General features: G+C 38.0%; 25 protein-coding genes and 1 other annotated feature. Of the genes, 5 read left to right on the top strand and 20 right to left on the bottom strand.

Features of this window, described 5'->3' with window-relative positions; genetic code table 11:
* Positions 1 to 3: 3 nt before the first annotated feature.
* On the bottom strand, positions 4 to 1,023 hold the full coding sequence (gene galE / locus AOC36_RS02645) for a UDP-glucose 4-epimerase GalE (RefSeq protein WP_067631067.1): 1,020 nt from the start codon (positions 1,021 to 1,023) through the stop codon (positions 4 to 6).
* A 96-nt stretch (positions 1,024 to 1,119) separates the two neighbouring features.
* The gene (gene trhO, locus AOC36_RS02640) at positions 1,120 to 2,058 is read right to left on the bottom strand and encodes an oxygen-dependent tRNA uridine(34) hydroxylase TrhO (protein WP_232505384.1); all 939 of its coding nucleotides are present in this window, start codon (positions 2,056 to 2,058) and stop codon (positions 1,120 to 1,122) included.
* A gap of 112 nt (positions 2,059 to 2,170) precedes the next feature.
* Between trhO and alr the strand changes: the two genes are divergently transcribed.
* A complete protein-coding gene (alr, locus tag AOC36_RS02635) occupies positions 2,171 to 3,286 on the top strand; it encodes an alanine racemase (RefSeq protein WP_067631062.1) in 1,116 nt (371 codons plus the stop codon).
* 72 nt (positions 3,287 to 3,358) lie between these two features.
* On the opposite strand, the gene AOC36_RS02630 is transcribed toward alr, so the two are convergent.
* Positions 3,359 to 4,309 carry an aldose epimerase family protein gene (locus AOC36_RS02630; protein ID WP_067631059.1) on the bottom strand — a complete coding sequence of 317 codons (951 nt, stop codon included), beginning with the start codon at positions 4,307 to 4,309 and terminating at the stop codon, positions 3,359 to 3,361.
* Between the two features lie 163 nt (positions 4,310 to 4,472).
* Between AOC36_RS02630 and AOC36_RS02625 the strand changes: the two genes are divergently transcribed.
* Together AOC36_RS02625 and AOC36_RS02620 are read left to right on the top strand one after the other, a co-directional pair.
* The gene (locus tag AOC36_RS02625) at positions 4,473 to 5,207 is read left to right on the top strand and encodes an ABC transporter ATP-binding protein (protein WP_067631058.1); all 735 of its coding nucleotides are present in this window, start codon (positions 4,473 to 4,475) and stop codon (positions 5,205 to 5,207) included.
* Complete coding sequence (locus AOC36_RS02620) at positions 5,200 to 6,786, top strand: putative ABC exporter domain-containing protein (protein ID WP_067631054.1); 1,587 nt, start codon at positions 5,200 to 5,202, stop codon at positions 6,784 to 6,786. The genes AOC36_RS02625 and AOC36_RS02620 overlap by 8 nt, the downstream gene beginning before the upstream one ends.
* Before the next feature lie 34 nt (positions 6,787 to 6,820).
* Here AOC36_RS02620 and AOC36_RS02615 read toward each other — a convergent pair whose 3' ends face one another.
* From AOC36_RS02615 to AOC36_RS02590, 6 genes are all read right to left on the bottom strand, one after another.
* The gene (locus AOC36_RS02615) at positions 6,821 to 7,600 is read right to left on the bottom strand and encodes an amino acid ABC transporter ATP-binding protein (RefSeq protein WP_067631047.1); all 780 of its coding nucleotides are present in this window, start codon (positions 7,598 to 7,600) and stop codon (positions 6,821 to 6,823) included.
* Positions 7,587 to 8,288, bottom strand: coding sequence for an amino acid ABC transporter permease (locus AOC36_RS02610; RefSeq protein WP_067631045.1), 702 nt, complete (start codon positions 8,286 to 8,288; stop codon positions 7,587 to 7,589). The genes AOC36_RS02615 and AOC36_RS02610 overlap by 14 nt, the downstream gene beginning before the upstream one ends.
* A gap of 1 nt (position 8,289) precedes the next feature.
* Complete coding sequence (locus AOC36_RS02605) at positions 8,290 to 9,081, bottom strand: transporter substrate-binding domain-containing protein (protein WP_067631043.1); 792 nt, start codon at positions 9,079 to 9,081, stop codon at positions 8,290 to 8,292.
* 74 nt (positions 9,082 to 9,155) lie between these two features.
* Positions 9,156 to 9,372 (bottom strand) — a binding site (T-box leader).
* Between the two features lie 203 nt (positions 9,373 to 9,575).
* On the bottom strand, positions 9,576 to 10,409 hold the full coding sequence (locus AOC36_RS02600; RefSeq protein WP_067631041.1) for an HAD family hydrolase: 834 nt from the start codon (positions 10,407 to 10,409) through the stop codon (positions 9,576 to 9,578).
* Between the two features lie 41 nt (positions 10,410 to 10,450).
* Positions 10,451 to 11,485: a lysylphosphatidylglycerol synthase transmembrane domain-containing protein gene (locus AOC36_RS02595; RefSeq protein ID WP_067631037.1), complete on the bottom strand. Its 1,035-nt coding sequence runs from the start codon at positions 11,483 to 11,485 to the stop codon at positions 10,451 to 10,453.
* 48 nt (positions 11,486 to 11,533) lie between these two features.
* Positions 11,534 to 12,427 (bottom strand): LCP family protein, encoded by an 894-nt coding sequence (locus AOC36_RS02590; RefSeq protein WP_067631036.1) that lies wholly within the window; start codon positions 12,425 to 12,427, stop codon positions 11,534 to 11,536.
* A 310-nt stretch (positions 12,428 to 12,737) separates the two neighbouring features.
* Between AOC36_RS02590 and AOC36_RS02585 the strand changes: the two genes are divergently transcribed.
* Together AOC36_RS02585 and AOC36_RS02580 are read left to right on the top strand one after the other, a co-directional pair.
* Entirely contained in the window at positions 12,738 to 13,208 is a 471-nt protein-coding gene (locus tag AOC36_RS02585; protein WP_067629969.1) for a DUF6431 domain-containing protein, read from the top strand.
* Between the two features lie 133 nt (positions 13,209 to 13,341).
* Positions 13,342 to 14,817 (top strand): ISL3 family transposase, encoded by a 1,476-nt coding sequence (locus AOC36_RS02580; protein ID WP_067629964.1) that lies wholly within the window; start codon positions 13,342 to 13,344, stop codon positions 14,815 to 14,817.
* 134 nt (positions 14,818 to 14,951) lie between these two features.
* Here the strand turns inward: AOC36_RS02580 and AOC36_RS02575 are convergent, their stop codons facing one another.
* From AOC36_RS02575 to AOC36_RS02525, 11 genes are all read right to left on the bottom strand, one after another.
* A complete protein-coding gene (locus tag AOC36_RS02575) occupies positions 14,952 to 15,524 on the bottom strand; it encodes a hypothetical protein (protein WP_067631034.1) in 573 nt (190 codons plus the stop codon).
* A gap of 193 nt (positions 15,525 to 15,717) precedes the next feature.
* Positions 15,718 to 17,052 carry an O-antigen ligase family protein gene (locus AOC36_RS02570; protein ID WP_067631033.1) on the bottom strand — a complete coding sequence of 445 codons (1,335 nt, stop codon included), beginning with the start codon at positions 17,050 to 17,052 and terminating at the stop codon, positions 15,718 to 15,720.
* Position 17,053: 1 nt separating this feature from the next.
* Positions 17,054 to 18,046: a Stealth CR1 domain-containing protein gene (locus AOC36_RS02565; protein ID WP_067631030.1), complete on the bottom strand. Its 993-nt coding sequence runs from the start codon at positions 18,044 to 18,046 to the stop codon at positions 17,054 to 17,056.
* A gap of 13 nt (positions 18,047 to 18,059) precedes the next feature.
* The gene (locus AOC36_RS02560; protein WP_067631011.1) at positions 18,060 to 19,247 is read right to left on the bottom strand and encodes a glycosyltransferase; all 1,188 of its coding nucleotides are present in this window, start codon (positions 19,245 to 19,247) and stop codon (positions 18,060 to 18,062) included.
* A gap of 276 nt (positions 19,248 to 19,523) precedes the next feature.
* Positions 19,524 to 20,621, bottom strand: coding sequence for an EpsG family protein (locus tag AOC36_RS02555; RefSeq protein WP_067631009.1), 1,098 nt, complete (start codon positions 20,619 to 20,621; stop codon positions 19,524 to 19,526).
* On the bottom strand, positions 20,618 to 21,721 hold the full coding sequence (locus AOC36_RS02550; RefSeq protein WP_067631007.1) for a glycosyltransferase family 1 protein: 1,104 nt from the start codon (positions 21,719 to 21,721) through the stop codon (positions 20,618 to 20,620). The genes AOC36_RS02555 and AOC36_RS02550 overlap by 4 nt, the downstream gene beginning before the upstream one ends.
* Positions 21,708 to 22,901: a glycosyltransferase gene (locus AOC36_RS02545; RefSeq protein ID WP_067631004.1), complete on the bottom strand. Its 1,194-nt coding sequence runs from the start codon at positions 22,899 to 22,901 to the stop codon at positions 21,708 to 21,710. The genes AOC36_RS02550 and AOC36_RS02545 overlap by 14 nt, the downstream gene beginning before the upstream one ends.
* A gap of 20 nt (positions 22,902 to 22,921) precedes the next feature.
* Positions 22,922 to 23,515 (bottom strand): YveK family protein, encoded by a 594-nt coding sequence (locus AOC36_RS02540; protein ID WP_067631001.1) that lies wholly within the window; start codon positions 23,513 to 23,515, stop codon positions 22,922 to 22,924.
* Positions 23,516 to 23,693: 178 nt separating this feature from the next.
* A complete protein-coding gene (gene wecB / locus AOC36_RS02535; protein WP_067630999.1) occupies positions 23,694 to 24,830 on the bottom strand; it encodes a non-hydrolyzing UDP-N-acetylglucosamine 2-epimerase in 1,137 nt (378 codons plus the stop codon).
* Positions 24,831 to 24,849: 19 nt separating this feature from the next.
* Positions 24,850 to 25,962: a polysaccharide biosynthesis C-terminal domain-containing protein gene (locus AOC36_RS02530; RefSeq protein WP_067630995.1), complete on the bottom strand. Its 1,113-nt coding sequence runs from the start codon at positions 25,960 to 25,962 to the stop codon at positions 24,850 to 24,852.
* 13 nt (positions 25,963 to 25,975) lie between these two features.
* Positions 25,976 to 26,992, bottom strand: coding sequence for an SDR family NAD(P)-dependent oxidoreductase (locus AOC36_RS02525; protein WP_067630994.1), 1,017 nt, complete (start codon positions 26,990 to 26,992; stop codon positions 25,976 to 25,978).
* Between the last annotated feature and the right edge of the window lie 2 nt (positions 26,993 to 26,994).

Genomic DNA, 26,994 nt, shown 5'->3' with positions numbered 1-26,994 from the left:
TAATTACTCTGATTGTTCATAACCAAATGGATTGTTTTTTTGCCAGTTCCATGAATCTTGACACATTGTATCAATATCATATTGTGCAACCCATCCTAAAGCTTCTTTCGCACGCGTTGCATCGGCATAACATTCATCAATGTCACCTGGGCGTCTTGGTTGTACTTTATAAGGGATGGTTTTTCCAGTTGCTTTTTCAAATGCTTTCACAACATCAAGCACAGAATATCCGATACCTGTTCCTAAGTTAAAGGTAAAGTAGCCTTCATGGTCGGTAGTATACTTGAGTGCATCAATATGACCTTGTGCTAAATCAAGTACATGGATATAATCACGCACACCCGTACCATCATGGGTATCATAATCATCGCCATACACACTCAAGAATTCACGACGTCCAATCGCAACTTGTGTAATATAAGGCACAAGATTGTTTGGAATACCTTTTGGATCTTCACCCATTGTTCCACTCTTATGTGCACCAATTGGATTGAAGTAACGCAAGATAATAACAGACCAATCTGGGTTCGCTTTTTGGATGTCTTGTAAGATGACTTCATTATACAGTTTTGTTGTCCCATATGGGTTGGTTGTTGAGGTTTTTGCGGTCTCAGGAATTGGAACGCTTTCTGGTTTACCATACACGGTTGCGGAAGAACTGAAGATAATCTTCTTCACACCATAATCACGCATTAATTCGCATACATTTAAAGTTCCAGCAATGTTGTTTTGGTAATACTCAATCGGTTTAACACTGGATTCACCCACTGCTTTGAGTCCTGCAAAATGAATCACTGCATCAAATGACTCTTGTTCAAACACACCGCGAAGTGCTTCTTTATCTAAGATATCACATTTAATGAAACGTGGTTTTTTGCCTGTTATGGCTTCAATACGATCCAACACAACTTCACTTGCATTATAGAGATTATCTACAATCACAGCTTCATAGCCTTGTTGCATCATTAATACTACGGTATGACTTCCAATAAAGCCTGCACCACCTGTAACTAATACTTTCATTGTTATCTCCTCTTTATAATCTAATCTTTATTATACATCAACCGATATATTTTTACACCCCTTCGATGTCAATGACGTTTTAAAAAAAAGATGAAGCTAGTCCATCTTTAGATGTCGATTAATATTCTCTATGTCTTCTTGTGTATAGCCATGTGCTTTAACATATTCGTTGTTTGGATGAAGTCGACATGCGTCACAACAACTGCCCAGGTACTTCACTTCATTGTCTTGACTGACAATCATCTGACGATGACACTCTGGATTGGCACAATTAATATACCGTTCACATGGTTCACCACTAAAATAATCACGACCGACAACACTTGGATTTACGCGATTGACACCAACACTGATACGCTTGTCGAATACATAACATGCCCCTTCCCAGTCTTTTCCTTGGACCATGTCATCTTTACCATAAGTCACAATTCCACCCTGTAATTGACCTACATCCTCGTATCCTTTTTTCACAAGCCACCCTGAAAATTTCTCACATCGTACGCCTCCGGTGCAATACGTAAGAATACGCTTTCCTTGTAGGAGTGTTTCATGATCTTCTATCCACTGTGGTAAGTCTCTAAAGACTTCAATATCAGGACGAATTGCCCCTTTAAAATGACCCAAATCATATTCATAATCATTACGAGCATCAATGACAATGGTATCCGCTTGTTGCATTTGTGTATAAAAATCTTTTGGATTCACATAGCGTCCTGTAACACGTCGTGGATCAATATCTTCATCCAAACTCAAGTTCACAAGCTCGGGCCTTACCTTGATTTTCAGCTTCCCAAAAACATGGTCATCACTTAAGTCCACTTTAAACTCAATGCCTTGAAACAAGGGATCACGTCTCATGATATCCATATAGCGGTTTGTATGTTCAACACTTCCCGAAACCGTACCATTAATCCCTTCTTTCGACACTAAAATACGCCCTTTGAGCTCAAGTGAGTGACACAGTGTAAGATGTGCTTCCTTAAACGCTTGGGGGTCTTCAATATCTGTATAAAAATAATACAATAATACCTGCATATTCATACCTTCACCTCATGTCTTATCATACTAAAACTCATTCATCGTTCTCAATTAGTATGACTTCATCTTACATTCGTGTATAATAAGTAAGAACAAATGGGGTAATCGTATGGACAATTCTACACTAACAATCAAAAAACACATTCTCAATGAAAACATTCATAAAATTAAAGCGCATCTCAATCCAACTACATCGATTCTTGCAGTGGTTAAATCCAATGCCTATGGGTTTGGGTTGGTGGAAGTAGCTCAAGTACTTCAAGATGAAGTCGATGTAACAGGATTTGGTGTCGCGCATATTTCAGAAGCGATTGAACTAAGAGAACATGGTATCACAAAACCAATTATGCTTTTAGCAGGAATGAGTGAAGAAGGCGTTGAACTGTGTGTTGAACATGATATTCAAATACTGCTTCACAACCTTGAAACCTTAACATGGCTTGATTCATTCCATGGTAAACATCCACAGTCGACCTTCAGGGTAAACTTAAAAATAAACACACACTTTAACCGCTTTGGGTTCAAATTGGGTTCAGAATTAGATACGTTAATACCGCTGCTTAAAGCACGACCATGGCTCACCATAAACAGTACCTATTCACATCCAATTGAAGGTGAAATTGCACACAGTGACCTCACCATTAAACAACACACTTTATACATGGACGCCATTCAAACCCTCAAAAATGCAGGCATTAACCCTGGTAAATTGCATTTTTGTAACAGTGGTGCATCGGAATGGTTTGGTGAAGCCCACCATGACATGGTACGCTTAGGAAGACGCCTCTACATGGATTCAATCTTTGAAGATTACCGCATTGGCATCACTGAACCCATGACATGGACTGCCACAATTTTAGAACGCAAGCACCTTAATCCACATGATACATCCGGATACAATCGTGCCTTCACTGCAATCACCCCCACAGACATCGCGATCATTAATGTAGGCTATGGGGATGGCTTGATGTTGTATAAACAATCACCACTCATGCCGGTCATGATTCATGGTCAAAAGGCCCATGTCGTGGCTGTTTGCATGGATACTGCAATTGTGGACGTTACAGGGATTGATTGCAACATTGGTGATCGTGTTGTTTTATTTGGAACACAAGATGGACACACGCTAACCTCTCAAGAAGTCGCAGCAGTTATCAGTGATGAAGGGGTATCGATTACCACAATGTTATCAAATCGTGTTATTAGAGAATACATCGATGAGTAACATCCCATTACTTTTAGGTTATGTTTTCTTTTTAAGATAAAAAGTCCAATTTGATGGACTTTTTTTTGATGTTTATAGACTGTAGAAATGATACGTTGTCGTTTGAGTATACGGACGCGCTTGATTGTAAATTTGATCCTTGGTGCCTTCAATGTTCACACCGTTTGGACAATCTTGACTTTCAATGGCGATGGCTTCGGCGCGCTGGGATGGACCACGATTCACAAAGGATGTTTCACCTTCAAAGAAGTTTGCGGTATAAAGCACGGTATAATCAGCGGTTGATCGGATTTCTACACCCAAGTGAGCGCGTGGAGATTCTAAGACTAAGGGTAGATTCTTTGTATAAAATGCATGATCAATATTGCGTGTGAATTCAAATTGGGGGTGTGTCATCTCAAGGCGATCTTTAAGATACGGTTTGTTTGAGAAATCAAAAGGCGTATTGTGTACCTCAATAATTTCTGAGGTGGATGCACCGGTTTCATCAACTGCATGCACAAATGGTGCATCAACTTTAAGGGTATGGTACTTAATGGTTTTCTCATCGGATAGATTAAAATATAAATGATGGGTCATGTTGATGACCTGAGGGGTTTTAGGGATTGCTTTATAAGCGATGGTGAGATCTGAATCCGAGACACGTACCCAAATGCTCACATCAATACCATGCACTTCATCATAAGTAGTAAAGGTTAAGGTTTGATCTTCGACCTGAACATCAAACAAGATGTCTTTAAAGCTATCCTTACCCCCATGATGATGATTTCCATTGACATTGCGGTCCAATTGGATTGTTTGATCTCCAATCTGATACACACCATCCTTAATCCGTCCTGCATGTGGACCTACCACACAATTTAAATAGTAAGGGTCCGTGTTAAGATACGTGTTTTCATCTGCATAATCTAAGATTGTATCCATCCACACACCCTGATTTAAGACTTGGATTTGAGTGATTGTTGCGCCTTTAGAAATCGCAAACACCCGAAGATTTTGAGAACTGATGACATATTTGTGCATTACTGTGCCTCCTCGTTATATATATTCTATTATAGAAAACATCAATCACTAAAGCAATTGCTTAAGTAAAATAATCGGTTCACATATCAGGCGTTAATCTTGGGTTCATTTACTTATGTATCACTACTGTGATACAATAAATGACATAAAAGGGAGACTGAGTATGTTAAATGTTAGAAACTTAAGCAAATTCTACCGTGATGTTAAAGCGGTGGATCATATAAACTTTTTTGTAAATAAAGGGGAAGTTGCGGTACTTGTTGGACCCAATGGTGCGGGTAAATCCACCACCATCCAAAGTATTATGGGAATTCTTCGGTTTGATGGGGATGTGACGATTGGTGAATATGACAATAAGACCTTTGAAGCCAAGCGCATGATTTCATATGTCCCTGAAATTCCAAGTATGTTCCCTTTACTCACTGTTCGTGAACATATCGAATACATTGCACGCGCTTATCGTACACCTATTGATAACAACAAAATCGATCAACTTCTAAAACGATTTGACCTATACGACAAACAAGACAAACTGGGAGATGCTTTATCAAAAGGGATGATGCAAAAGGTGAGTATTTGTTGTGCACTGATTGTTGATCCACAGGTCTTGGTGTTGGATGAGCCGATGGTGGGTCTTGACCCAAAAGCAATTAAAGAACTCAAGATGGTCATTAAGGAATGCAGAGCTGAAGGAAAAACAGTCCTTGTCAGTACGCATATGATGGAAATGGTGGATGAATTATGGGACCGTGTTATCTTAATGAAATTGGGTAAAGTCGTTGCGGATATAACACGTGAAGAAGCGGGTGAATCGGAACTTGAAGATCTCTTCTTTGAAATAACTGGGGATAAAGATGCGTCCATTGACCTTCATGAAGTCGGTGACACACATGAATAATGCACTGATTTATCAATATAAAATGACCGCAAAAAATGCATTCAGACAATTTTTAAAGAAGCCTTTAAAATTAATTGGGACTGCGTTAGCTGTTGGATATTTTGTATTCTTGCCCTTTATGTTTAAGTCTATGATTGTAAATGAAAACTTTGATTCACCGGCTTGGTTTGTCGTTGTGATAAGTGCACTCACGATTTACATCTCCATGCCTTCGACCCTTTCCTATTTTAGCCGAAAAGGGGTTGTTTTTAGAAAACAAGATATTCATTTCACACTCGCAACGCCCATTTCACCCAAGCAAGCCCTCTTGTTTGCGCTTCTTAAAACTGCTTATCTTACATTTGCCATGCAGATTGCACTGATCATTGCTGCGATTTTTGTGTTCAACGTTCCAGTTCTAAATGCACTCATTATGGGGGTGGGGGATTTAGTTTTCTCTAACTCACTCTCTTACAGTCTCGCACTGATTATGTATGCATCTGAAACCCTGTCCTTATCGCAAAAGAAATGGATCAAGTGGGGGGTCTATGGCATACTTGCAGGTGTTTCGCTATTTATTGGGTTTTATATCCTTCAAAACGGGGCATCAACCCAAACAATTCATAACCTTGTCTCGCATCCCGTTATCCTGTTGATTCCCATCTTTGGATGGCAATTAGGATGGATTAACTTGGTAATCCTTGGTCCTACGATGGTTTCAATCCTTTCTTCCATCCTGTATCTTATCAGTGCAGTTGGCTTAACATGGATCGCCTATACGATGCCCTGTAAAGGGGATTATTATGAAGATGCTTTGTCCTTTTCACAGAAACAAGCACTGCTTGAAGATAAACAAAAGAAAGGCGATGTTTCATTAAGCGAAGCCTTGGGGAAATCTAAAAAAGTCCATGCTGGAAAAGGGCATTTATCCGGTCAAGGTGCTCAAGTCATCTTTTATAAACAAATTATAGAACGACAACGTTCAAGCCGTTTATTCTTTAGATTTGGAGATTATATGTATCTGATTGCAGGGATTGGGGTCGCGGTTGCACAGCTATTTTTCAACCTTGAACTTCCCCCTGAAATGTTCTTTGCTACAATCTGCGGGATTACCATGTATTTAGTTGCCTTTTTCTCACCCGCTCCAACATGGAAAGATGAATTTGGACAAGCTGCCTTGTATATCATGCCAGATTCTATCAGCAAGAAACTTTTCTATGCAACACTTTTGGATCATTTGATTTCGTGTGCACGGGCCATCATGTTAACCCTGCCTGCAGGCATTGCGATTGGCGCAACCTTTATGGATATGGTGCTCACAATTATTGCTCAAGTATTAGTGCGTGCCATGATTGTCTATCTCTCAGTCATCGCGCGTGAATACTTGGGTTCCAAACTGGGGGCCACTATTTCCCAATTTGTGAACATGGTTGTGGTATTTATCGCCCTGATTGTGCCAACCATTGGTATCACCATGAGCATCTTCACTTCATCCCTCATTGGGTTTTTGATTCTTTCAGGTTACAGTGCAGTCCTTTCGTTTGTGTTTATTAAGCTTGCGGAAAGAATACTGACAAATATTGAAAGTTTGCGATCATAATAGACAAAGGACACGCTTGGCGTGTCCTTTTTACTTACAGTATCTTGGATAAGAAATTCTTTAAACGTTCATCTTTGGGTTGATCAAATAGGTCTTGAGCTAAACCAGTTTCTTTTAAGTACCCTTCATCCATAAACCATACTTCAGAAGCGACCTCACGGGCAAAATTCATTTCATGGGTCACAATGACCATGGTCATGCCTTCATCAGCAAGGTCCTTAATCAGATCCAGCACCTCTTTAACCATTTCTGGGTCAAGGGCGGACGTTGGTTCATCAAACAACATAACCTTTGGATTCATACACAAGGCACGCACAATCGCGATCCGTTGTTTTTGTCCCCCTGATAAAGTAGATGGATACACATCTTTTTTATCAAGAAGCCCAATACGATTGAGAAGTTCTTCAGCTTTTTTATTTGCTTCAGTTTCACTCAATAATCCCAACTTAATCGGTGCCATGGTGATGTTTTCTAGGATTGTTTTATGATTAAATAAGTTGAAATGTTGAAACACCATTCCCACTTGTGCTCTAAAATCATCAATATTTTCATCCTTAGGTTTCTTGCTTATCTTCCCCATTAAGGTTTTAAAGAAGGGTTGTGCGTGAGACAACTTGGTCACATCTTTTCCATTAAATAGGATGGCACCTTGTTGCGGAAATTCAAGAAGGTTCAAACACCGAAGTAAGGTGCTTTTACCCGATCCAGATGGACCAATGATTGCGATCTTATCGCCTTGATTGATGGTAGCACTGACGCCTTTTAAGACTTCAAGTTCACCAAATGATTTATGTAAATCTTTAATTTCGATCACTACGTGCTAACCTCCTTTCAAGGACTTTCTGTATTTGTGTTAAGGTAAATACCAAAATGAGATAAATGATTGCGACAATGTACAACGGTTCAATTAAGTAAAGCCGTGATTGAATGCCTTGTGATGCTTTGGTAAGGTCTGTTACTGCAATGGATCCTGCAACGGATGTTTCCTTAACCATTGCGATTAACTCATTGAAAAGTGAAGGAACGATATTTTTAAATGCTTGTGGTATCACAATCATGGTCATGGTTTGCATGGAGCTTAACCCTAAGCTACGCCCTGCTTCACTTTGACCCGAGTCAACAGATTGAAGGCCACCACGGATGATTTCGGATACATACGCGCCTGAGTTAATGCCAAACCCAATAAAGGCTGCATTGAGCCCTTGGAATGCCACGGTAAATAAAATTAAGAGTTGAAGTAAGACTGGTGTACCGCGTATGACGGTTGTATAGATGTTTGCTGCTGAATTAAAAACTTTGAGGACAATGCCAACACGACCATTTGCTTGTGCTTGTTGGTAACTATATTTAATTACCGCGATAATTAAACCGATGAGAATCCCTAATAGACAGGCTACTAGGGATATCAGCAAGGTCGTTTTGAGTCCATCAAGATAGAGTTTCCAACGTTCTTCAGCGATAAACGCGCGGTAGAAATTGTCTAATGATAGAAATCCAAACATATTATTCTTCGATTACAACTGCATCATAGTGTTGATCAAACCACGCTTGAAGTTGTCCACTTTCTTTCACTTCTTTAATTGTTTCGTTCACTAACTCAATGAAGTCACTTCCCTTAGGAACTGCTAAAGCTGTAGACTCTGAAGTCAAAGGTTCTGATAATACTTTAAGGGATGGTTCATTTTTAGTGATAACTGTTGCAGGAAGTAAATCCGCAATACTTGCATCAGAACGGCCACTTGCAACTGAAAGACCTGCTTCAACCATGCCTTTAAATTCCATAACATTTGAGTTTTCGATACCTAAAGCAATATCATTAGCGGTTGTTCCTTGTTGAACAGCAATTGATTTACCCACTAAGTCATCTTTTGTTGCGATATCTGAATTTGCTGGAACAATAATATAAAGTCCATTTTCATAGTAAGATGTTGAGAAATCAACGATTGCGGCACGGTCAGGTTGTACTGACATACCCGCTGCAATCAAATCACCTTTACCACTTTGAAGTGATGGAACAAGTGTTCCAAAGTCTAGATTTAAGACTTCAAGTTCAACACCCAGTTTTTCAGCAAGTAACTTACCAAACTCGATATCAACACCTGCAACACCATCCACTGCTTTGTCAGATGAATCTTGATATTCAAAGGGTGGGAATGTTGCTTCAGTTAAAAGCACTAATTTCCCTGCTTCTTTTATTTTTGCGACATGACTTTCTTCCTGTGCACCATTTCCTGATCCACATCCTGTTAATACAACAGCGACTAATGCTAAACAAATTGATAGATATTTCTTCATACTCTTAGGCTCCTTTTCATCTATCTGTTGTAGAGCGACTTCGTATTTAAGAAAATAAAAAGTCGTCTCTACATTCTAGAGACGACTGTTAATCAATCGCGGTACCACTCCAGTTGTGAATCAAAAATCAACTCACCCCTCAAATCGTTAACGCCGATATACGTCTATACCTACTAAGTTCAATATAGATTCTCCCAAGTGCGGTTCCATTTTTAATCTTTATTGGCCTTCCACTCTGTGCCAACTCGCTGGTAAGATGTCCAAATGTACTCTCTTGTTCACCGAAATATGTTGTTATAATACGAGTTTTAAACTTAAATGTCAATGCTTTTTTGCAAATTTATTGAAAATGTTTTGAAACTTTTCTGAAACAAAGTTAATAAAAAAGATATCAACTTGAATTGGGGGGGGATTAATTCAAGCTGATACCCGAATATGATTATAACAAATTTTTATAGGAAGTACAGTATTTTATATACATTTTCATTTAATTTTCACAAAATAAACTCGATTTTATCGCGTAAGCGCTTTTGATTCACATTTACACTGATTTCTTGCAAGATCAATTCACATATTTTTTCAATGTGACTCCCCTTGGTGTAATCAGTAGGTGCACAGAAATTCACGCGTTTATCGCGCACAAGCTGTTCAACTTTTTCTTTATGTCCTTTTTGAAAAACTGCAATGGAATGTCCACCATTTACTTTCACAACCTTCATGCTTGGAATATCTGTAATCCCATCACCAATATAGATCATGTGTTCAAAAGGGATTGGGCGCTCATTATATGGGACAAATTGATTGAGTTCTATAATATCCGATACATCCATCGCACCTTTATTAATTCTAAAGATAAATTGGGTCTTGGTTGTATAGTTAATGGATTGTGCTGGCCAGATTGCATACCCCTTATCATCATAGGTGTACTCACATGCGAAGACTTCCTTAAACTCATGGAATATTTCAGTGCCTTCAATCAACTCTTTGAGTCCTGATGATATGATATAGTGTTCCGCAACTAAACCCAATGATAATGCCATTGAATTCATACGTGAAAACCAATCCTTAACACCTGGGAAATACTCGATGTCTTTACCCAGGTCTTTGAGTCCTTGTTTTGTTATATGTTTCCCCATTTTTTCCATTTCTTGTTTCATCAAAAGCATATACGATAATATAGGATCCATAGCATGTTTCTTGCTGAGCGAATGGGATAACTCCCAAAACGTTTCTGGGTTCGAATTTAATTGATCAATAAACCCAAACTCCTGCATATCTTTTGGTGAAAGTGTGCGGTCAAAATCATAAATAAATGCGATACGTGTCATACTGTTACCTCTTTAGTCCATTATACCATAGCACATAAACTTTACATCTTAGAATCCGTGTGTTCAAGATTTTTCTTACTGGTAAATATCACAAAATAAATCGCTCCTGCAATCACAATAAAATAATAGGTTACAAAACGCCATAGAATCATAAAGGCGTTTTGATGTGTGATTCCTACAAAGCCACCATACATCATCATAAATACCGATTCCAACCCACCGGTACCTCCTGGCATCGGAAGCAGAGCATTATAGGTTGAAACAAATACGCTGAGTGCCACAAACTCAAAATAGTGTTCGATCCCGACAGGAATATTTAAGGTATGCGCAATAAGGTATGGAATTGAGTGGGTAAACATTAGTCCCATAAGGACGATACATAAGTTTTTAACCACTACACCTTTATGGTCTTTAAGATATGAAAGGGATTGAGAAAACTCACTGATTTTCTGTTCCACTTTATCCATGATTGTGTCTGGGTGTTTTACAATCTTAATTTTCGTTAGAAGCTTCACACCATACTTCCCGATAAAGCGATGTAAGCGAGCACTTGACACTAATAAATATAAACAGACTAAAAGTCCACTGTTAATCGCAAATCCCAGGATGACACCCCAAAACAAAACATTGTTCGACCGGTAATATGGGAGATATAAAAGAATCCATACTAATGAAAATAGAACCTGTGCTGTTTGAAACACCACAAAATCAATGGATAAAATAAATACGGATGTCTCTACATTCACACCAAAAGTATTCAACACGTAGACGTTCATCGGTTGTCCACCTGATTGCATCGGTGTAACATTGCGGGCAAAGACGGCTAAGAAATTAGACCGAAACATATTTGAGAATGTGAAGTTTGGTTTAAATAAACGCACCCAATTCAGAAGAATCCAAGAACTGGTGAAAAGGGTCGTAATAAACGCAGCTAAAGCTCCAATTAGATAAAGAGGATTGCTGGTTTTAAGGACACTGAGGGTTGTTTCAAAGTCATCGTGTAGAAGCCATACTAAAACCGCCAGCGTTAAGGCAAACACGATGCCAAGGTTGATGTATGTTTTCTTCTTATTCATGCGCTCATCCCCTTTAAAAAAGCGACATGTTTAACCATGCCGCCACACTTATTTACTCACGTCAATGCGTTGTCCATTTTCCATTTGGTGAATGTATGATGCTGCTTTTTGTACAGTTAATTCATTAGGTATCATAACATAAAGCTGTTTTCCTTTCCAACTATATGTTTCTGAATAACTCCCCGTTCCACTCACTTGGTATTGTTGAACATCCCATGTTTTCATTGTATCCATTTGATCACGAATAATCGCAGTAAGTTCTTCTTGTGTTAAACTCATTTGAATTGAATCAGATATTGAGTCCAAGACCGATGCATAACGCGTGATAATTGAAGGAGATGTTGCCTTATTTAGGATTCCTTGAATGAGTTGTTGTTGATGGTAGACCCGTGCATTATCGCCCCCTGGTAAATGATACCGTTCACGAACAAAGGATAAGGCACTATCCCCATTCACATAATTATTGCCTTCTTTAAAGGAATACTTCCCACCGGATGAAATAAAATTATATTTTGTATACACTTCGACGCCACCTAAGGCATCCACAATCTTATTAACCGATGTAAAGTTTACGCGAATATAATAGTCGATATCAATACCAAATAAATTCTCAAGTGTTTTCATGGATTCCTCAACCCCATATAATCCAGCATGGGTTAATTTATCTTTGGCATTTGATGTTGCTAAGGTCACAAAATAATCCCGTGGAATACTGGTTAGTAGAATTTGATGTTCTTTAGGATTTATTGTAATAATCATATTCACATCGGATCTTGAAACCGTTGAAACAGGGCCATACTTATCAATCCCACTTAAGAAGATACTGTAGGTCTCTTTGAGGACACTGGGCTTGCTGACACGTTGTGTAACCTCTTGATCATATCGATACGTTGCGATAATGCGTGTTTTTGATTCAAATGCCTCATCAACCTCACTGGCCATGGAGATTTGTCCACCACCAATAATCGGATATTAAACTTTACTTGGGGTTTTCACTCGCAACACTATTTCTTGGGGTGAGGTAATCTTGCTCTAGCCTCTGTCTTTAAAGAAGTTTGGGGATTTCTGTTGTAAACTGATTATCTTAGACCAGCAGAATAAAAAATCACTTTACTTTATGCACAATTAAGTGCTGTATTAAAGTGATTTTTTTTGTATTATTAGTTTAACGAGGTTAATAAAATGGTAGAAACCCCAAGTTTCCAGACCTAAGTTTCTACCAATCCAATACCTCCTATAAAGGAGTAAGAATATGATAACAGTTTTCTCAAACACATTCAATAATAAACAGTTTTCTCAAAAGGAATATTACAAATTTCTCAATTCAATTAATCCAAAAACAATACCTTGTCCGTGCTGTTCAAAAACAGATACACTGATTCGTTATGGATACTATCCGAAAACCATAATTACTGGGCGATTAACCATTGTCGTAGAAATCGCACGTTTCTTTTGTAATCAATGTAAGAGAACTCATGCAATAATACCAAGTAACTTACTTCCCTATTTTCAACTGTCTGTACCCACAATTGAAATAATATTAACCCATGAACTTGATAGCACGCTTTTAACTGATATTGATGAATCAACATATATTCGGATAAAAATACGTTTTAACGATTATGAATCGGTGAGACATTTAAGTTATTTGGAACGATTGAATTACTTCATATTATCCACAAAACGGAATATCTATCATTCCGCCATTACTTCACCAACATGAGAAAAATAGTTTTAACTCCTCAGATTGAATATAATGAAGATGGTTATTTAAATAACAGACAATCATTTTTATATTTAGGAGCAAGATACATAATGAAACCTTATCAAAATAGTCAAAGAGAGGCAGGGTTTCTATGAACGCTAATGCCACTCTTTTAAGTAACGAAAAAATTCTTGAATTATTTAACTTAGAACACCATCAAGTCCAGAAGATTGATATCAAAGGTCAAAGTGACGCATTGAATGTGTACATTACGCTTCAGGTAGAGGAACAAACATGCCCAATTTGTGAAAGCAAAACATCCACAATCAAAGATTATTCTGAAAAGAAGCTTCTCCACTCACTGGTAACACATATACCCTGTTACATTCGTTACCGTGCACGACGTTATAAATGCACAACGTGTAATAAATGCTTTTTTGAACACAATCCATTTGCGTATCGAAATATGAAGATTACTCAGCTGACCGTATATAATGTCCTGAATGATCTTAAATCGCCACATGAAACGTTTACCACAGTTGCCAATAGATATCGGTTATCTCCCACTACAGTATCATCTATTTTCGATTCCCACGTTTCTGTCTCCAGACAAAAACTACCCGCTTATCTGCTTATTGATGAATGTTATGCGTACCACAGTGATCGCAGTGATTATGTATGCGTTCTTATTGATGCAATGACAAAGAATATCGTAGATATATTACCGTCCCGTAAGAAACAAGACTTAGTCGCGTATTTTAGCCAAATCCCCCTTGAAGAACGCAAAGGAGTCTTAGGTATTGGAATCGACATGTGGTATAGCTATAGAGTCGTCGCAAAACAATTCCTTCCAAACGCGTTTATCAGTGTTGATCGTTTTCATGTTTATAGTGATTTAATGAAACGTATCGACTCTATTAGGGTAGACACTATGAAGAAACTAAAACCTCCTAAGAACTGGAAGCAAACAGAAGATAAAGTCAAAAGACAAGAATATTATAAGCGTGACCAGCAATACTATCTGCTTAAAAAGTTCAACTGGTTACTCTATAAAAACCCCAAAGCAACAACCACAGTTAAAGATAAGAAATACAATATATTTGATCCAAATGTACCGAAACAACGCAATAAGAAATTGGGAAAGTTTCTAAACCTTTACGACATAATAGACCTAATTCTTCAAACGAGCAATGGCCTTGAAGATGCATATAACATGAAGTTCTTACTCGATCAATTCTTCAATGAATCAAAAGCTGAGAATGCACACGAGAATCTGAACACACTCATCAGAGTGATGGCTCAGAGTAGAGTTGCATCAATTGTTGATTTTAGCCGAACTTTAGGAAAGTGGAAAAATGAAATTGTCGCAACTTTCAATAAAGTAGAAAAATGCACAAAGGTCACAAATAAGAAAACAGGAGAAACCCATTATGAAGTTTCCATAACACACATAAACAGTGCGTTGATTGAGAATCGAAATCGCATAATCAAGCAAATAAAAAACAATGCAAGTGGCTATCGTAATTGGGAGCGGTTTAGGAATCGTGTGTTGTATGTGCTTAATGAAGACGCAACATATCGAATTAACCCAATAATTAAAACAACCTATGACAAAGGACTCTCTTAAGAAATGACTCATTATTGATATACTATAACAAAAAGAGGGAAGCTATAGTCATGTGCGACTACGCTTCCCTTTGGTCTTTAACAAACTTGTTTGGGGTAACTTACTCCCCAAGTTATTTTATATCATTTTCTGAATTATCCCCAAGTTATTTCAGACCGCCCAATAATCATGGCTTTAATGTTTCCATCAAACAAATCATTGATTAACGTATCATAACCATCATAATCCTGAATTTGAAGATCAACATCTTCAGCCGCTTCAATCAAACTTTTTGCTTTATTGATTGATGCTAAATCTAAAGATGTGTTTCCACCAATTGGATCATGTACAACATCCGAAATGGTCTGAGCACTGCTTTCCTTTTTCACGACAACATGAATAAAATGGGTGTCTGTTTTACCCCCTGTTATCGTTTTAAGTAATTGATCGGTTTTGAATGCATAAAATGAACCAAACAAGATTGCGCATGAAAGTAATACACTTACAATTCGTGCACTGAACCCTTTCGTCTTTACTACCCAAACACTCGTCAACAAAAATAAGACCAATAAAACACCACACACCACCATAAAGTATCGTGTGATGAATATATTCGTCTTATTGAACGTATACAGTGCAAACAAGGATGCCCCTGCTTGAATCAATAGAACAATCCACCCTACAGTTTTTAACGCGCTATTTTCATGATTCGTCTTAAATATTTTCACAAAAAAATCCCCCCAATAACTAAATATAAGTTTATCACACTCACCGTAATCTGGCTAAAATTGTGTGATAATTAACATAGAAATTAATGGAGGGATTTAAAAAAGAAGCAAACTAAATCTTATTGTGCTTTAAATTGTTAAAAAATCAAGAATATTCCCACGATTCGATGCGCAATTTCAAGCCCTGTATATATTATTGAACTTCATCATAACGTGGTTTTGATACATTGAAGGTTAAAAGGCTTAAGCAGATCCAGAATATGTATTGTGGGAAACGATTTACATATAATAAATTCGTTTCTACAAAACCACCGATTACGCTAAACACCAGTAATCCTATTAATGCTAAATTATACATGTAATGTTGACCTTGTTGACTCTTAATTGAGTATCTTAATGACCGTATAACAATCAAACCAATAACCCAGAAAGAAAAGACGGAATGTATAATACCACCACTCACAAGGCTTTGAACATAAACATTGTGTAAAGATTGGAGTTCTTGAGTTCCTAAAACTAAATCACCATAAAAGGCTGCTGCTCCAAACCCAATGAGAGGGCGTTCTTTGAGATGGGTTAATCCATACAGCCAAATTGTATCACGTCCAGTAAGAATGCCATAATGTTGTTCCTTCCAGATATCATCTGGAACTTGTGGTTCATCTGGATCTTCGATGGTACCCCCTGTATCACTCACATTTCTGACTGCAAATATACCGACACGGGTCACATATAACGCACCCCCAAACGCACTCGCTGCAAACACCGCAACTAAAATCGCAACCAACACTTTTTTCTTAAGTTTCAAAACACCAAAAAAGCTAACATAAGCAACACTCACAATTAATGCAATAATGACACCATATGAAAAGGACAAAGCAACAAACACGAAGTTCACGATTAAATTACTGATGAATAGAAATCGTTGATCTGTCGAGTTTACATATAGTGGATTAAAGCGGAAACTAAAGCCTAGAATAAGCGATGATGCCGCAATTGGCAGGGATAAGGAATGATACAGGCCAAAAAGTCGATTTGTACTCATCCCAATTTTTATCGTTTCACCCAATAAATCAAACTGAATTAAAGGACTGATAAAAAAGAGCACGATGGAAGCAAATGAGATAATTGTGACACAAATCATGATTAATCGGATTACATTCAAAGAAAACCGATGCTTCTTATGGACATACAGCCCATTAATAAGCGGAAAGATTGCTAATACGCAAATTCCTGTGACAGCACTGTCTTTAATACTTTCGCTACGCCATTGTGGTGATAATACAGAGGATATTACTAAGGTAATCACTAGTCCATAGCTCAGCTTATCAAACAGGGTTTTTTCTTTTTGATCAAAAAAGTTATAACCGATTACCAATCCACCCACTAGAATCCCAACTAATAATAGAATTTGAAACACAGAGTGTAAGGGTCTGAATAGTCTTACTTCTTTAAATAGTGATACAAGTAATAACATCACAGCATTCGCAATGCCGATTGTTGTGACATTTAAATTGAGTTTTTTCATTTTACTTACCTTCCATAGAAATTACAGATTCCAAAGCATGATTCAGTTTATTCTTTACACTTTCAAAATCACGAATTGACTCTTTATCATTGATGCAAACAATTGAACTTTTTTGATTCATAATCCACTGAGCACATGCGTCTACATTTTCATCAGTAACATCAAAAAATTTACCGAAATTATAGTTTCGGTTAACTGATATACCCGATGCTAGTTGCCAATAGCGAATCAACCATTGATTCACATCACCGATATTTCTGAACTTACGATAACATGTTTGATCTAAAACATCATATTCCTTTGTCCACACTTCTTCAAATGTTGATTTAAGATAGCTATTCGCAACATGTGGTTCCACAAATCCTGTAAAAAAGCCCCATGGTTTCAGTAATAAGGTTCGCAGTAAATACGGTCCATTTTTTAATGAGTACCACTTTGAACGATTTTTTTTCAAGGACTCACCTTTATTAAAGTGAGCGTTGATTAAACTCACATCATTAAGGGTAATATTTTGAATAATTTCTTTCATTCCAATGCCAGCAACAACATTTAACCCATACATATCCTTTGGATTTCCATTATCAAAAAAATCTGTAGGGGCTACCGGTCGTATCAGAAACATATCATCATTAAATAAGACGAACTGCTCAGACAATCCTTCGATTCGATGCACATTCAATTCAATGGGATTCGCACTAAATACGGGAAGGTATTGTTCAGGAATAAAATCCTTGTGGTCTACGATTCGCACTTTTGGATTATTACCATTCATCTTAGGTTGCTGATTGTCTGTAATAATAAATACATTACGCACCCAAGGTGCAAATGTCTCGACACTCTTTAACCATATCTCTAAATTGTCCCAATCTCGATATCGGACCTCTGAATCATCTTCTTTAAAGACGTTATCAGTTTTATAGTGTTTTTTCTTTTCACGCCATATTGGGTCATTTCCATCCACCCACATTACGACAAAATCTATAGCTTGATTCATTTTTATCTCCTTTTTATCCCACCAGTTGTTTGAGATAATTCGCAATCATGCGTTCTTTACTAAACATTAAGTGCGCGCGTTGGACACAATCTGAATTGCATCCAGGTTCAAATTTTCCATTTCGAATGGATTCAATTAAGCTCTGAGCTGTCTTTATTTTACACACAACCCCCGTACTCCCATCAATTGCCTCAGGACTACCACCGGTATCGAAGGTTATAACCGGTGTGCCACACGCTAAACTTTCAAGGTTCGTGGTTGGAAAGTTGTCTTCTAAGGTTGGATTGACAAACACATTCGCTCGTGAATAAAGCTTAGCAAGCTCTTCCATACTCGATGTACGACTGATGCCAATCACATGTGGCGGTAAGGCGTCGATTTGTTTTTGGGACAATCCAACAAGCACCAAATTCTCATGATCCTCAAGTTTATTTGACATTTCAATCAGAATATCCAACCCTTTTCGTCGTTCCCAAATGCTACTCACACCTAAAATCACTGTGTCGGCATCGCTAATTTCTTTTAAGTTAAGACCTTTAGTTGGTTTAAACACAGATAAGTCAATCCCATTATGAATTGTGGTAATTGGAAACTTCCCTAATATTGATGCTTGCGCAAGCTGGGTGAGCCAATCGGATGGCGTAATCACACTCAGGTTGTTTAGCTTCGTAAAAGAGTTCCGTTTCCATTTCATATTTCGTTTTTGATTCGCAAAACCCAACACCTCGGGATAATCCCTCGTTGAGTTACATTGCACAACCCCCTCATGCCACCCACTGACACCATGATAATCAAAGTAAGCACTGCTTCCAGAAAACGTCCAACAATCATGCAATGTTAAAACAAGCTTTGCATCTGAATTTTGAAGTGCTTTTAAAAGCATGGGTACATGAAGGTAATATCCATGGAGATTATGCATATGAATGACGTCCGGTTTAAACGACTCTATCGCATTAATTAGTTTTCGGGTTGCACGTTTTGAATGCAAGCCATGACGCCCCAATAAACGCGACATTAACAAATGCCACGCAGATCCAAGTTTATCTTGGATATCAAGGGTATCATCTGGATTGTTTGTGCCATTGCGACCATAAGCAATCAACACTTCGTGTCCTTCTTGTTTCAATCCATTCGCAAGATCACGCACAATTTTCCCAGTACTCCCATAATCTACAACAGAATTAATGAAAAGGACTCTCATGAAGATCCCCTCACATTCATTAATTCTGTAGAACATCTTTGCTGGGTTTTGTTTTGTCTGGAGGTTGTTTTTGCATAGCGAGATTGATGGCATGGTGTGTCAGGGACACTCACCATACCGTTGATGTCATTAGAATAAAAAAGCATTGTTTCCTCCTTTAAAGTGATGAAAACAACGCAAAAATGGTGGTCATCACTTTAATGTGTGTACATTAAAATCAATCAAAATAACCCCCACATTTGATTTTATAGATCGGTTAAGAATGGTATCTTAACATTAAAAACCCCCAAAACTTCCTAAGTCTACCAATTCACCCGTAAAGAAACTATAAATACGGTAGACTATAAACATTACTAGCATACAATTTATTGCGATTTTCGTCAACTTATGCTCATCAAAAGACGGTTCATCTTCCACAAAAATCGCGGGTATTAACGTAAACATAATTGGATGGATGTACAACAACATCCGATACATAATCGCATAGCGGTATTGAAGCGGTAAAATAACCAATCCAACAGATAGTGCATAAATCAACACCTCATTTATTTTATCAAATTTTACCAATTTTTTATACTGCATGATTGATACCAAGAACACACCCAGAAACATGATATAGCTTGGAAAGGCAATCCCTTCATCTTGATCATAGAATACATACTTGGTTTGATTGATGATTGAGTCCATCACATGGATTGCGATAAAGGTTCCAATCATAAACACAAAGGTTAAAATCATTAATTTATCCAGTGAAAAATCTTTTTCATAGCGCTTCACGATATAGATAAAGTACACCACAAAAAGAATCACCGCTGAAATATGAACAGAACTTGCTAAGAGAATGATCCCCAGCGCTTTATATATGCGTCCCTGATATAGTGCATCGTATAGATAGTAAGAGATACAGACCGCCACAATGATACGGACAATATTAATGCTATCCAGTGCGAGAAAAACAAGGGCCATAATGGTTATAAATGAGTATTTATTAAAGCGTATTTTCTTGAGAAATGATACAGTACTGACAAAGATAAATGAATGCACAAGAAACAAGACAACGCGATATTCTGTAGTAAATAGGCGTACAAACCAAACAAAAAAGGCATACCCTTTTTCGTATGTTTGAACCGTGAGTCCATGCATCAGCGATCCTCTTGAACTCAGGAAGTAGTTTCGATACCCCCACGTATCCGTTCCACCCAAGCCAGGACCCATGGGACGAAATACAGTTACAAACATATAAACAAGGTAAGCAAGGACAATGTAAAATCGATACGCTTCTTTGTTTTGTGGTTTCTTTGAATAACATACCAGTGCACTGTTTATGAGATAGGTCAACAGCATGGTTATTGTGACAAAGTACGCAAGTGTCATACAGTGTTTCCTTTCACGCGCTCCTTATAATAATGCTCCAATTTTTGTGTTGCGGATTTGAGTTCAAATCCTCGATCAATAAATCTTTGAACATCAATACTTCGATCCTTAAGTTCAAGTGTTTGAGCCGTTTTTACCCAACGCTCAATATCATTGGGATCAATAAAGATAAAATTATCATTGATTTTCGTCTCTTGATCAATGTTGTCAGATGAAATGATTGGAAGTCCATTCGCTTGTGCTTCCACCAATACATACGGAAGTCCTTCAAACAATGATGGCAACACAAAGAGATCAAACAGATTCAATATTTCATGAACATTGGATATCGAACCCAAGTGTGTTATTGCATCATCAAGTGCAAGCGAATGAATCAACTGTTGGATTTCCATTTCGCGCTCACCTGTTCCGACAAGCACAAGGTGTGACTTTGGATCTTCACGGTGAATGGCTTCAAAAATCTTAATCAATTGAGGATGGTTCTTTTGGAAGTTAAACCGTCCGATATGACCGTAGACACGCTTATCGCTTAAATTGAGTTCTGCTTTAAGTTTTTCTTGTTTGTTACGATCAAATGCAAAACGATCCAGCTCGACTGCATTGTACCATATTGTATAGGGATGCGTGCCATACAAAAAATCCCCGGCCTTTTGAGAACATGAGAACAAATCAGTAGCAACCTTAGGAATGCTTTTCATTGCGCGATTGTTTAGATATGTCTTAAGTGGGTTTTGTGTGTAATGTTCACTTGCATGTGAGTGTGAAATACGCACCTTAATGCCACATGCTTTCGCAATCTTAAGTGCAGGACCATTCATGGCATTTAAATGGGCATGCACAATGTCATAATTTCCTTCACGCATTATTTTAGTAAGCATGCGCTTATTCCCAAGTGGGTCTTTACTCTTAATGGGTACGTGCATAAGGCTTGAACCCAAAGCCTCGACTTCATCATCATACACACCTTTTTCATCACCGTGGACTACGAAGTCAATATGAATATCGCGTGAGATTGTACGCAACGTATTCATCATAAAGGATTCAGTACCACCGCGTGCTAAGGTTCCACCATGTATATAAAGCACTCTAATTTGTTCCATGATTTGCTCCTAGTACCTGACTGTATTGTGCAAGCATAATTGCTGATTCAAACAATTTAGCCCGCTTAACACATTTATCACCTGTGAATTGCTTAAAATCAAACGACTCAATGGTCGACTTAAGTGCACTTAAATTACCTGCTTCACAAACAATGCCACACGATGTGTCAATGACTTCAGGTACCGCAGTTTTATCATAAACAATACATGGAGTACCACATGCAAGTGCTTCGACAGTCGTCAATCCCATGGTTTCTTCGTAACTTAGATTTAAATAGATATGTGCCGCTTGATAGATTTTTACAAGCTCATGAAAGTCTGACGTTCGTAAGATTCCCTTAACATTTGACGGACAGCTGTCTTTTTGTTTTTCATTGAGTCCAATTAATGTCAAATGATAGTGTTTGGGAAGCATTTTGGCAAGTTCAAGAAAATCATCAAATCCCTTACGTTTATTCCAAACATTCGCAACACCTAAAAGTTCTACAGTATCTAAAGCAGGTTGTACTTTCTTGGCTTCAAATCGACTTAAGGAGATACCATTGTATATTGTGACGATATGATATCGATTTAAGAAGGTTGTTTTTATCAAATCTTCAAGCCAGTGTGAGGGTGTCACAATGGTCATTTTATCGATATCAATCGATGTAAACAATCGTTTTTTAAGCGCAAAGTTTTTCTCTTGCCGTTTAAATCCATAGACTCTTGGGTAGACATGTGTGTTCTTACACACTACACAGCCTTCATCCCACTTTTCGCACCCATCGTAATCAAAATGAGCACTGCTACCACTGACACTCCAACAATCATGAAGGGTCCATACAATTCGAATATTCTTCTTTTTAAGATACTTAAACAACATCTCAATATTGAGATAAAACCCATGAATGTTATGTAAATGGACAACATCTGGCTGAAATGCATCCAGTCGCTTCAATAACTTTCGTGTTTGAAAAGATGAATGCAGTCCATGTCTTCCAAATAATAAGGTCATTGCGAAATGCATCCAGGTCGAAAGTTTATTTCCAAAGAAAAAGGTATCTTCTTTGGATTTACAGTCATAACGTCCATAACACATCAAAACCTCATGACCTTTTTGCTTCATATCTTCAGCACAAGCACGCACAAGCCCACCAGTACTGCCATAATCTAAAACAGTATTTATGTATGCTATTCTCATAGTCCCCTCCCCAGGTACATTTACTTAGCTGCCACTTTTTTCCATGACACTCCAAGTACGAGTAATAGTATCCCAATAAAACTAATCGCAAATACACCTAAGAGTCGTACTTTACTTAATGCCGGTGATACCTGACTCACTTCATCGGGCATGTCGATAATGTGAACAATATCGACACCATAAATATCCTGTGATACTTCTTTAATACTGTTTGCAAGTGATTGAACAGTTGGCAATACGTCTTCTTTATGCGCGCTGTTAACACTAACTTTTACTGTTTGCGCAGACGCCCGCGTTTCAACATCTATCATATCACTCAAATCACTCATCTCTAAATTCAATGCCGGTACACCTTTGAGTGTCTTTTCCAAAACAAGGGATGAACTTGCGAGATCTTCCATTGAATATGTAATTGTGGAATATTTCCCGGGTGAGTAGTTTTCACCGATATCCTGATTATTATTAATCAGAAGCGTTGCGGTTGCATTAAAGTTACTGCTTCCACTTAAGCGCACATAACCAAAATACGCAGCACTAAACACGATGGGAACCAATATAATTACCACAAATCTACGTTTAATTATTTCATATATTATTTCTTCATTTGTCTTCACAAACCCTATCCCCCTTGATGTAAATTCATATTAAATTATAACAACTTCACAGACCTTTGTCATTAGGTCGTTTTGATTCAGTTACTTTGAGTGAAAAGAAAAAGGTGATCACAGTGTATCACCAGGGCATTTCAATGATGAAATGACTTTTCCCCCCCAGTAATTTTTATTCAACCATTTATTGACGCGGATCTTGTTGCCAAACAACGCGTTTAATATAGTCTGTATACGAAATTAAGATACGCAATACTTTCTCAGATACATTGGGCATTGAATAATCCGCAACAAGGCGCAATGTCTCAGGTGATTGATGCTCTAATACCGCTAATCCTTGTAAGATTCTCTCTTTACCCACACCCACCATCATCACCGATGCTTCTTCCATCGCTTCTGGACGCTCATGCGCATCGCGAAGGTTGAGTGCTTTAAACCCTAAGATTGATGATTCTTCACTAATAGTTCCACTATCACTCAATACAGCTTTCGCATATTTTTGTAAATGAACATAATCATTAAACCCTAAAGGTTTTAACGTTTGAACCCGTGGATCCAGTTCAAGCCCAGTTTTCTCTAACATGTTTCGAGTTCGTGGATGGGTACTCACGATAATAGGTAAATCATAAACTTTCGCAACTTCATTTAAACTTTCAATTAAAGCTGTAAAATGAGCCAAGTCACCAATGTTTTCTTCACGGTGTGCTGATACCACAAAATATTGACCATTTGTCAGATTTAAGGTTTCAATTATTTGAGATGCTTCAATTGCATCTTTACGGCGCGCTAAGACCTCAAACATTGGACTTCCGGTTTTAATCACTTGATCCGCGTTAAGTCCTTCCTTCAACAAATATTCACGTGCAATATCACTGTATGTTAAGTTAATATCTGCAACATGGTCCACAATCTTGCGGTTTGTTTCTTCAGGAACACGTTGATCAAAACAACGATTTCCTGCTTCCATATGAAAGACTGGAATTTTCTTGCGCTTTGCTGCAATTGCACACAAACATGAGTTCGTATCACCCAGCACTAAGAATGCATCCGGATTTACGTCATCAAGAATGGGTTCAATGTTCATCAAGATTTGACCAATGGTACCAATTGGACCCCCATGCGCAGCATTTAAGAAATAATCTGGCTTACGCATATTGAAATCTTTAAAGAAGACCTCATTCAGTTCGTAGTCGTAGTTTTGTCCTGTATGAACCAAAACATGGTCAATGGCATCGCTGGTTTCAAGCCGTTCAATAACGGAAGATAAGCGAATAATTTCAGGACGTGTTCCAACAACCGTCATCACTTTTAGTTTTTTCATGATTTACTCCTTTAAATCGTTACACTTCTAAGAAGAAGGTATCGGGTCTTTGTGGATCAAAGGATTCGTTACACCACATAATGGTTACCATATCCGCATCTCCAGTGTTGATAATATTGTGTGTATATCCCGGTGGAATATCCACAACTTCAAGCTTTTCATCCGACACATGATACTCAATCACTTCAGTTTCAAAGATATCTCTAAATTGAATGACACCGCATCCTTTAACAACTAAAAACTTCTCAGTTTTTGTGTGATGCCAGTGATTCCCTTTCGTGATCCCAGGTTTTGAAATATTAACACTCACTTGGCCAAACTCCGGTGCTTTCACAATCTCTGTGAAACTTCCACGTTGGTCTTGGTGTTGGGTTAATGGATATGAAAATTGATCGGTTGGAAGGTAAGTTAAATATGTACTGTATAACTTCTTCACAAATGGATGATCCATATTCGCAACTACCAACGAATCACGGCTTTGCTTGAACAAACGCAGGGTCTGTTCAAGGGTACGTAGCGTGAGCGTTTCTTTTGTTTCAATCTCATAGTAGTGATCCTTTGATAATGCGACATTTTTTCTGATGTGTGAGACAATCTCAGATACAAGATCATCAATATAAACAAGGGTCAGTTCATAATCAGGATTCGATACGGTAATGGGTTCATCGCGTGCGATTTGATGGCACCATGTCGAAACAACCGAGTTGTAGAATGGACGCGACCATTTCCCAAACAAATTTGGAAGGCGATAGATCATCACCGGAACACTGTGTTTCTGTGCATAATGCAATAAGGCAATTTCACCATCTTTTTTACTTTTTCCATAATCATTGTCAAGGGTCGCTTGAATGCTGCTTGTGATTAAAATTGGCACGATGTTTTTGTGCTTTTCTAAAAGTGCACAGAGCTTCTCTGTCAAGGACGCATTGCCTTCATAAAATTCCGAAACATTGTCAGGACGATTGACTCCTGCAAGGTGCACCACAAAATCACAGTTTTGTGCAGCATCTTCTAATGTTTCTTCTGTATCATCTCGATCAAAAAGCAACACTTCAATGTCTTCAAACGATTTCAGTGTACTTACGACATTTTTCCCAACAAAACCACTTGAGCCCGTTACTAATACTTTCATGAATCCCTCCACCTCATTTTACGCGTAAATCTTTAAGTTCATCTTTAATTTCATAAAGATCCAACAGTTTCTCTTGAATCTCTTGAATTGATAATTGATAGGTATTGTGTGAATTATACTCTTGTTCACTTGTATTCTCTTCACCCTCTACAAAATACTTATCATAGTTTAAGTCACGTTGATCCATCGGTACACGGTAATAATTCCCCAAGTCCTCGGATTTCACATACTCTTCTTTGGTAAGCAGTGTTTCATAGAGTTTTTCACCATGTCGGGTTCCAATTACACGGGAACCAACCGCTGATTTTGTCAGTTCTAAAATCGCATCTGCAAGGTCTTGTATGGTGCTTGCGGGTGATTTTTGAACAAATAAATCCCCAGGTTTCCCATTTTGAAATGCGAATAACACAAGGTCAACCGCCTCATCAAGACTCATTAAGAACCGGGTCATATGAGGGTTTGTTAAGGTGAGGGGTTTGCCTTCTTTAATTTGATCTAAGAAGAGTGGGATTACAGAGCCGCGTGAAGCCATAACATTTCCATAACGGGTTCCGCAAATAATGGTTGTATCACGAGCCATTCTTGCTTTCGCAACAAAGGTCTTTTCCATCATGGCTTTTGATATCCCCATTGCATTGATTGGATAGGCTGCTTTATCCGTAGATAAACAAACAACCCGTTTTACACCTTGAGCAATTGCTTCTTCAAGCACATTATCCGTTCCCAATACATTGGTTTTTACGGCTTCAACTGGAAAAAACTCACAAGAAGGAACTTGCTTAAGCGCCGCAGCATGGAATATAAAATCTGCACCCCGTACTGCATGGACAATGCTTGAACGATCGCGTACATCCCCAATATAAAATTGAAGACGATCATCATTGAATTCCTTACGCATATCATCTTGTTTCTTTTCATCACGTGATAAGATGCGAATTTCTTTGATATCTTCTTTAATGAAACGACGCACTAACGCATGTCCAAATGATCCGGTTCCACCGGTTACTAATAATATCTTGTCCTTAAACATCT

Source organism: Erysipelothrix larvae (assembly GCF_001545095.1).
GTDB classification, from domain to species: domain Bacteria; phylum Bacillota_I; class Bacilli_A; order Erysipelotrichales; family Erysipelotrichaceae; genus Erysipelothrix; species Erysipelothrix larvae.
The sequence above is the reverse complement of the archived record's forward strand: the minus strand, read 5'-3'. Positions and strand labels throughout refer to the sequence as shown.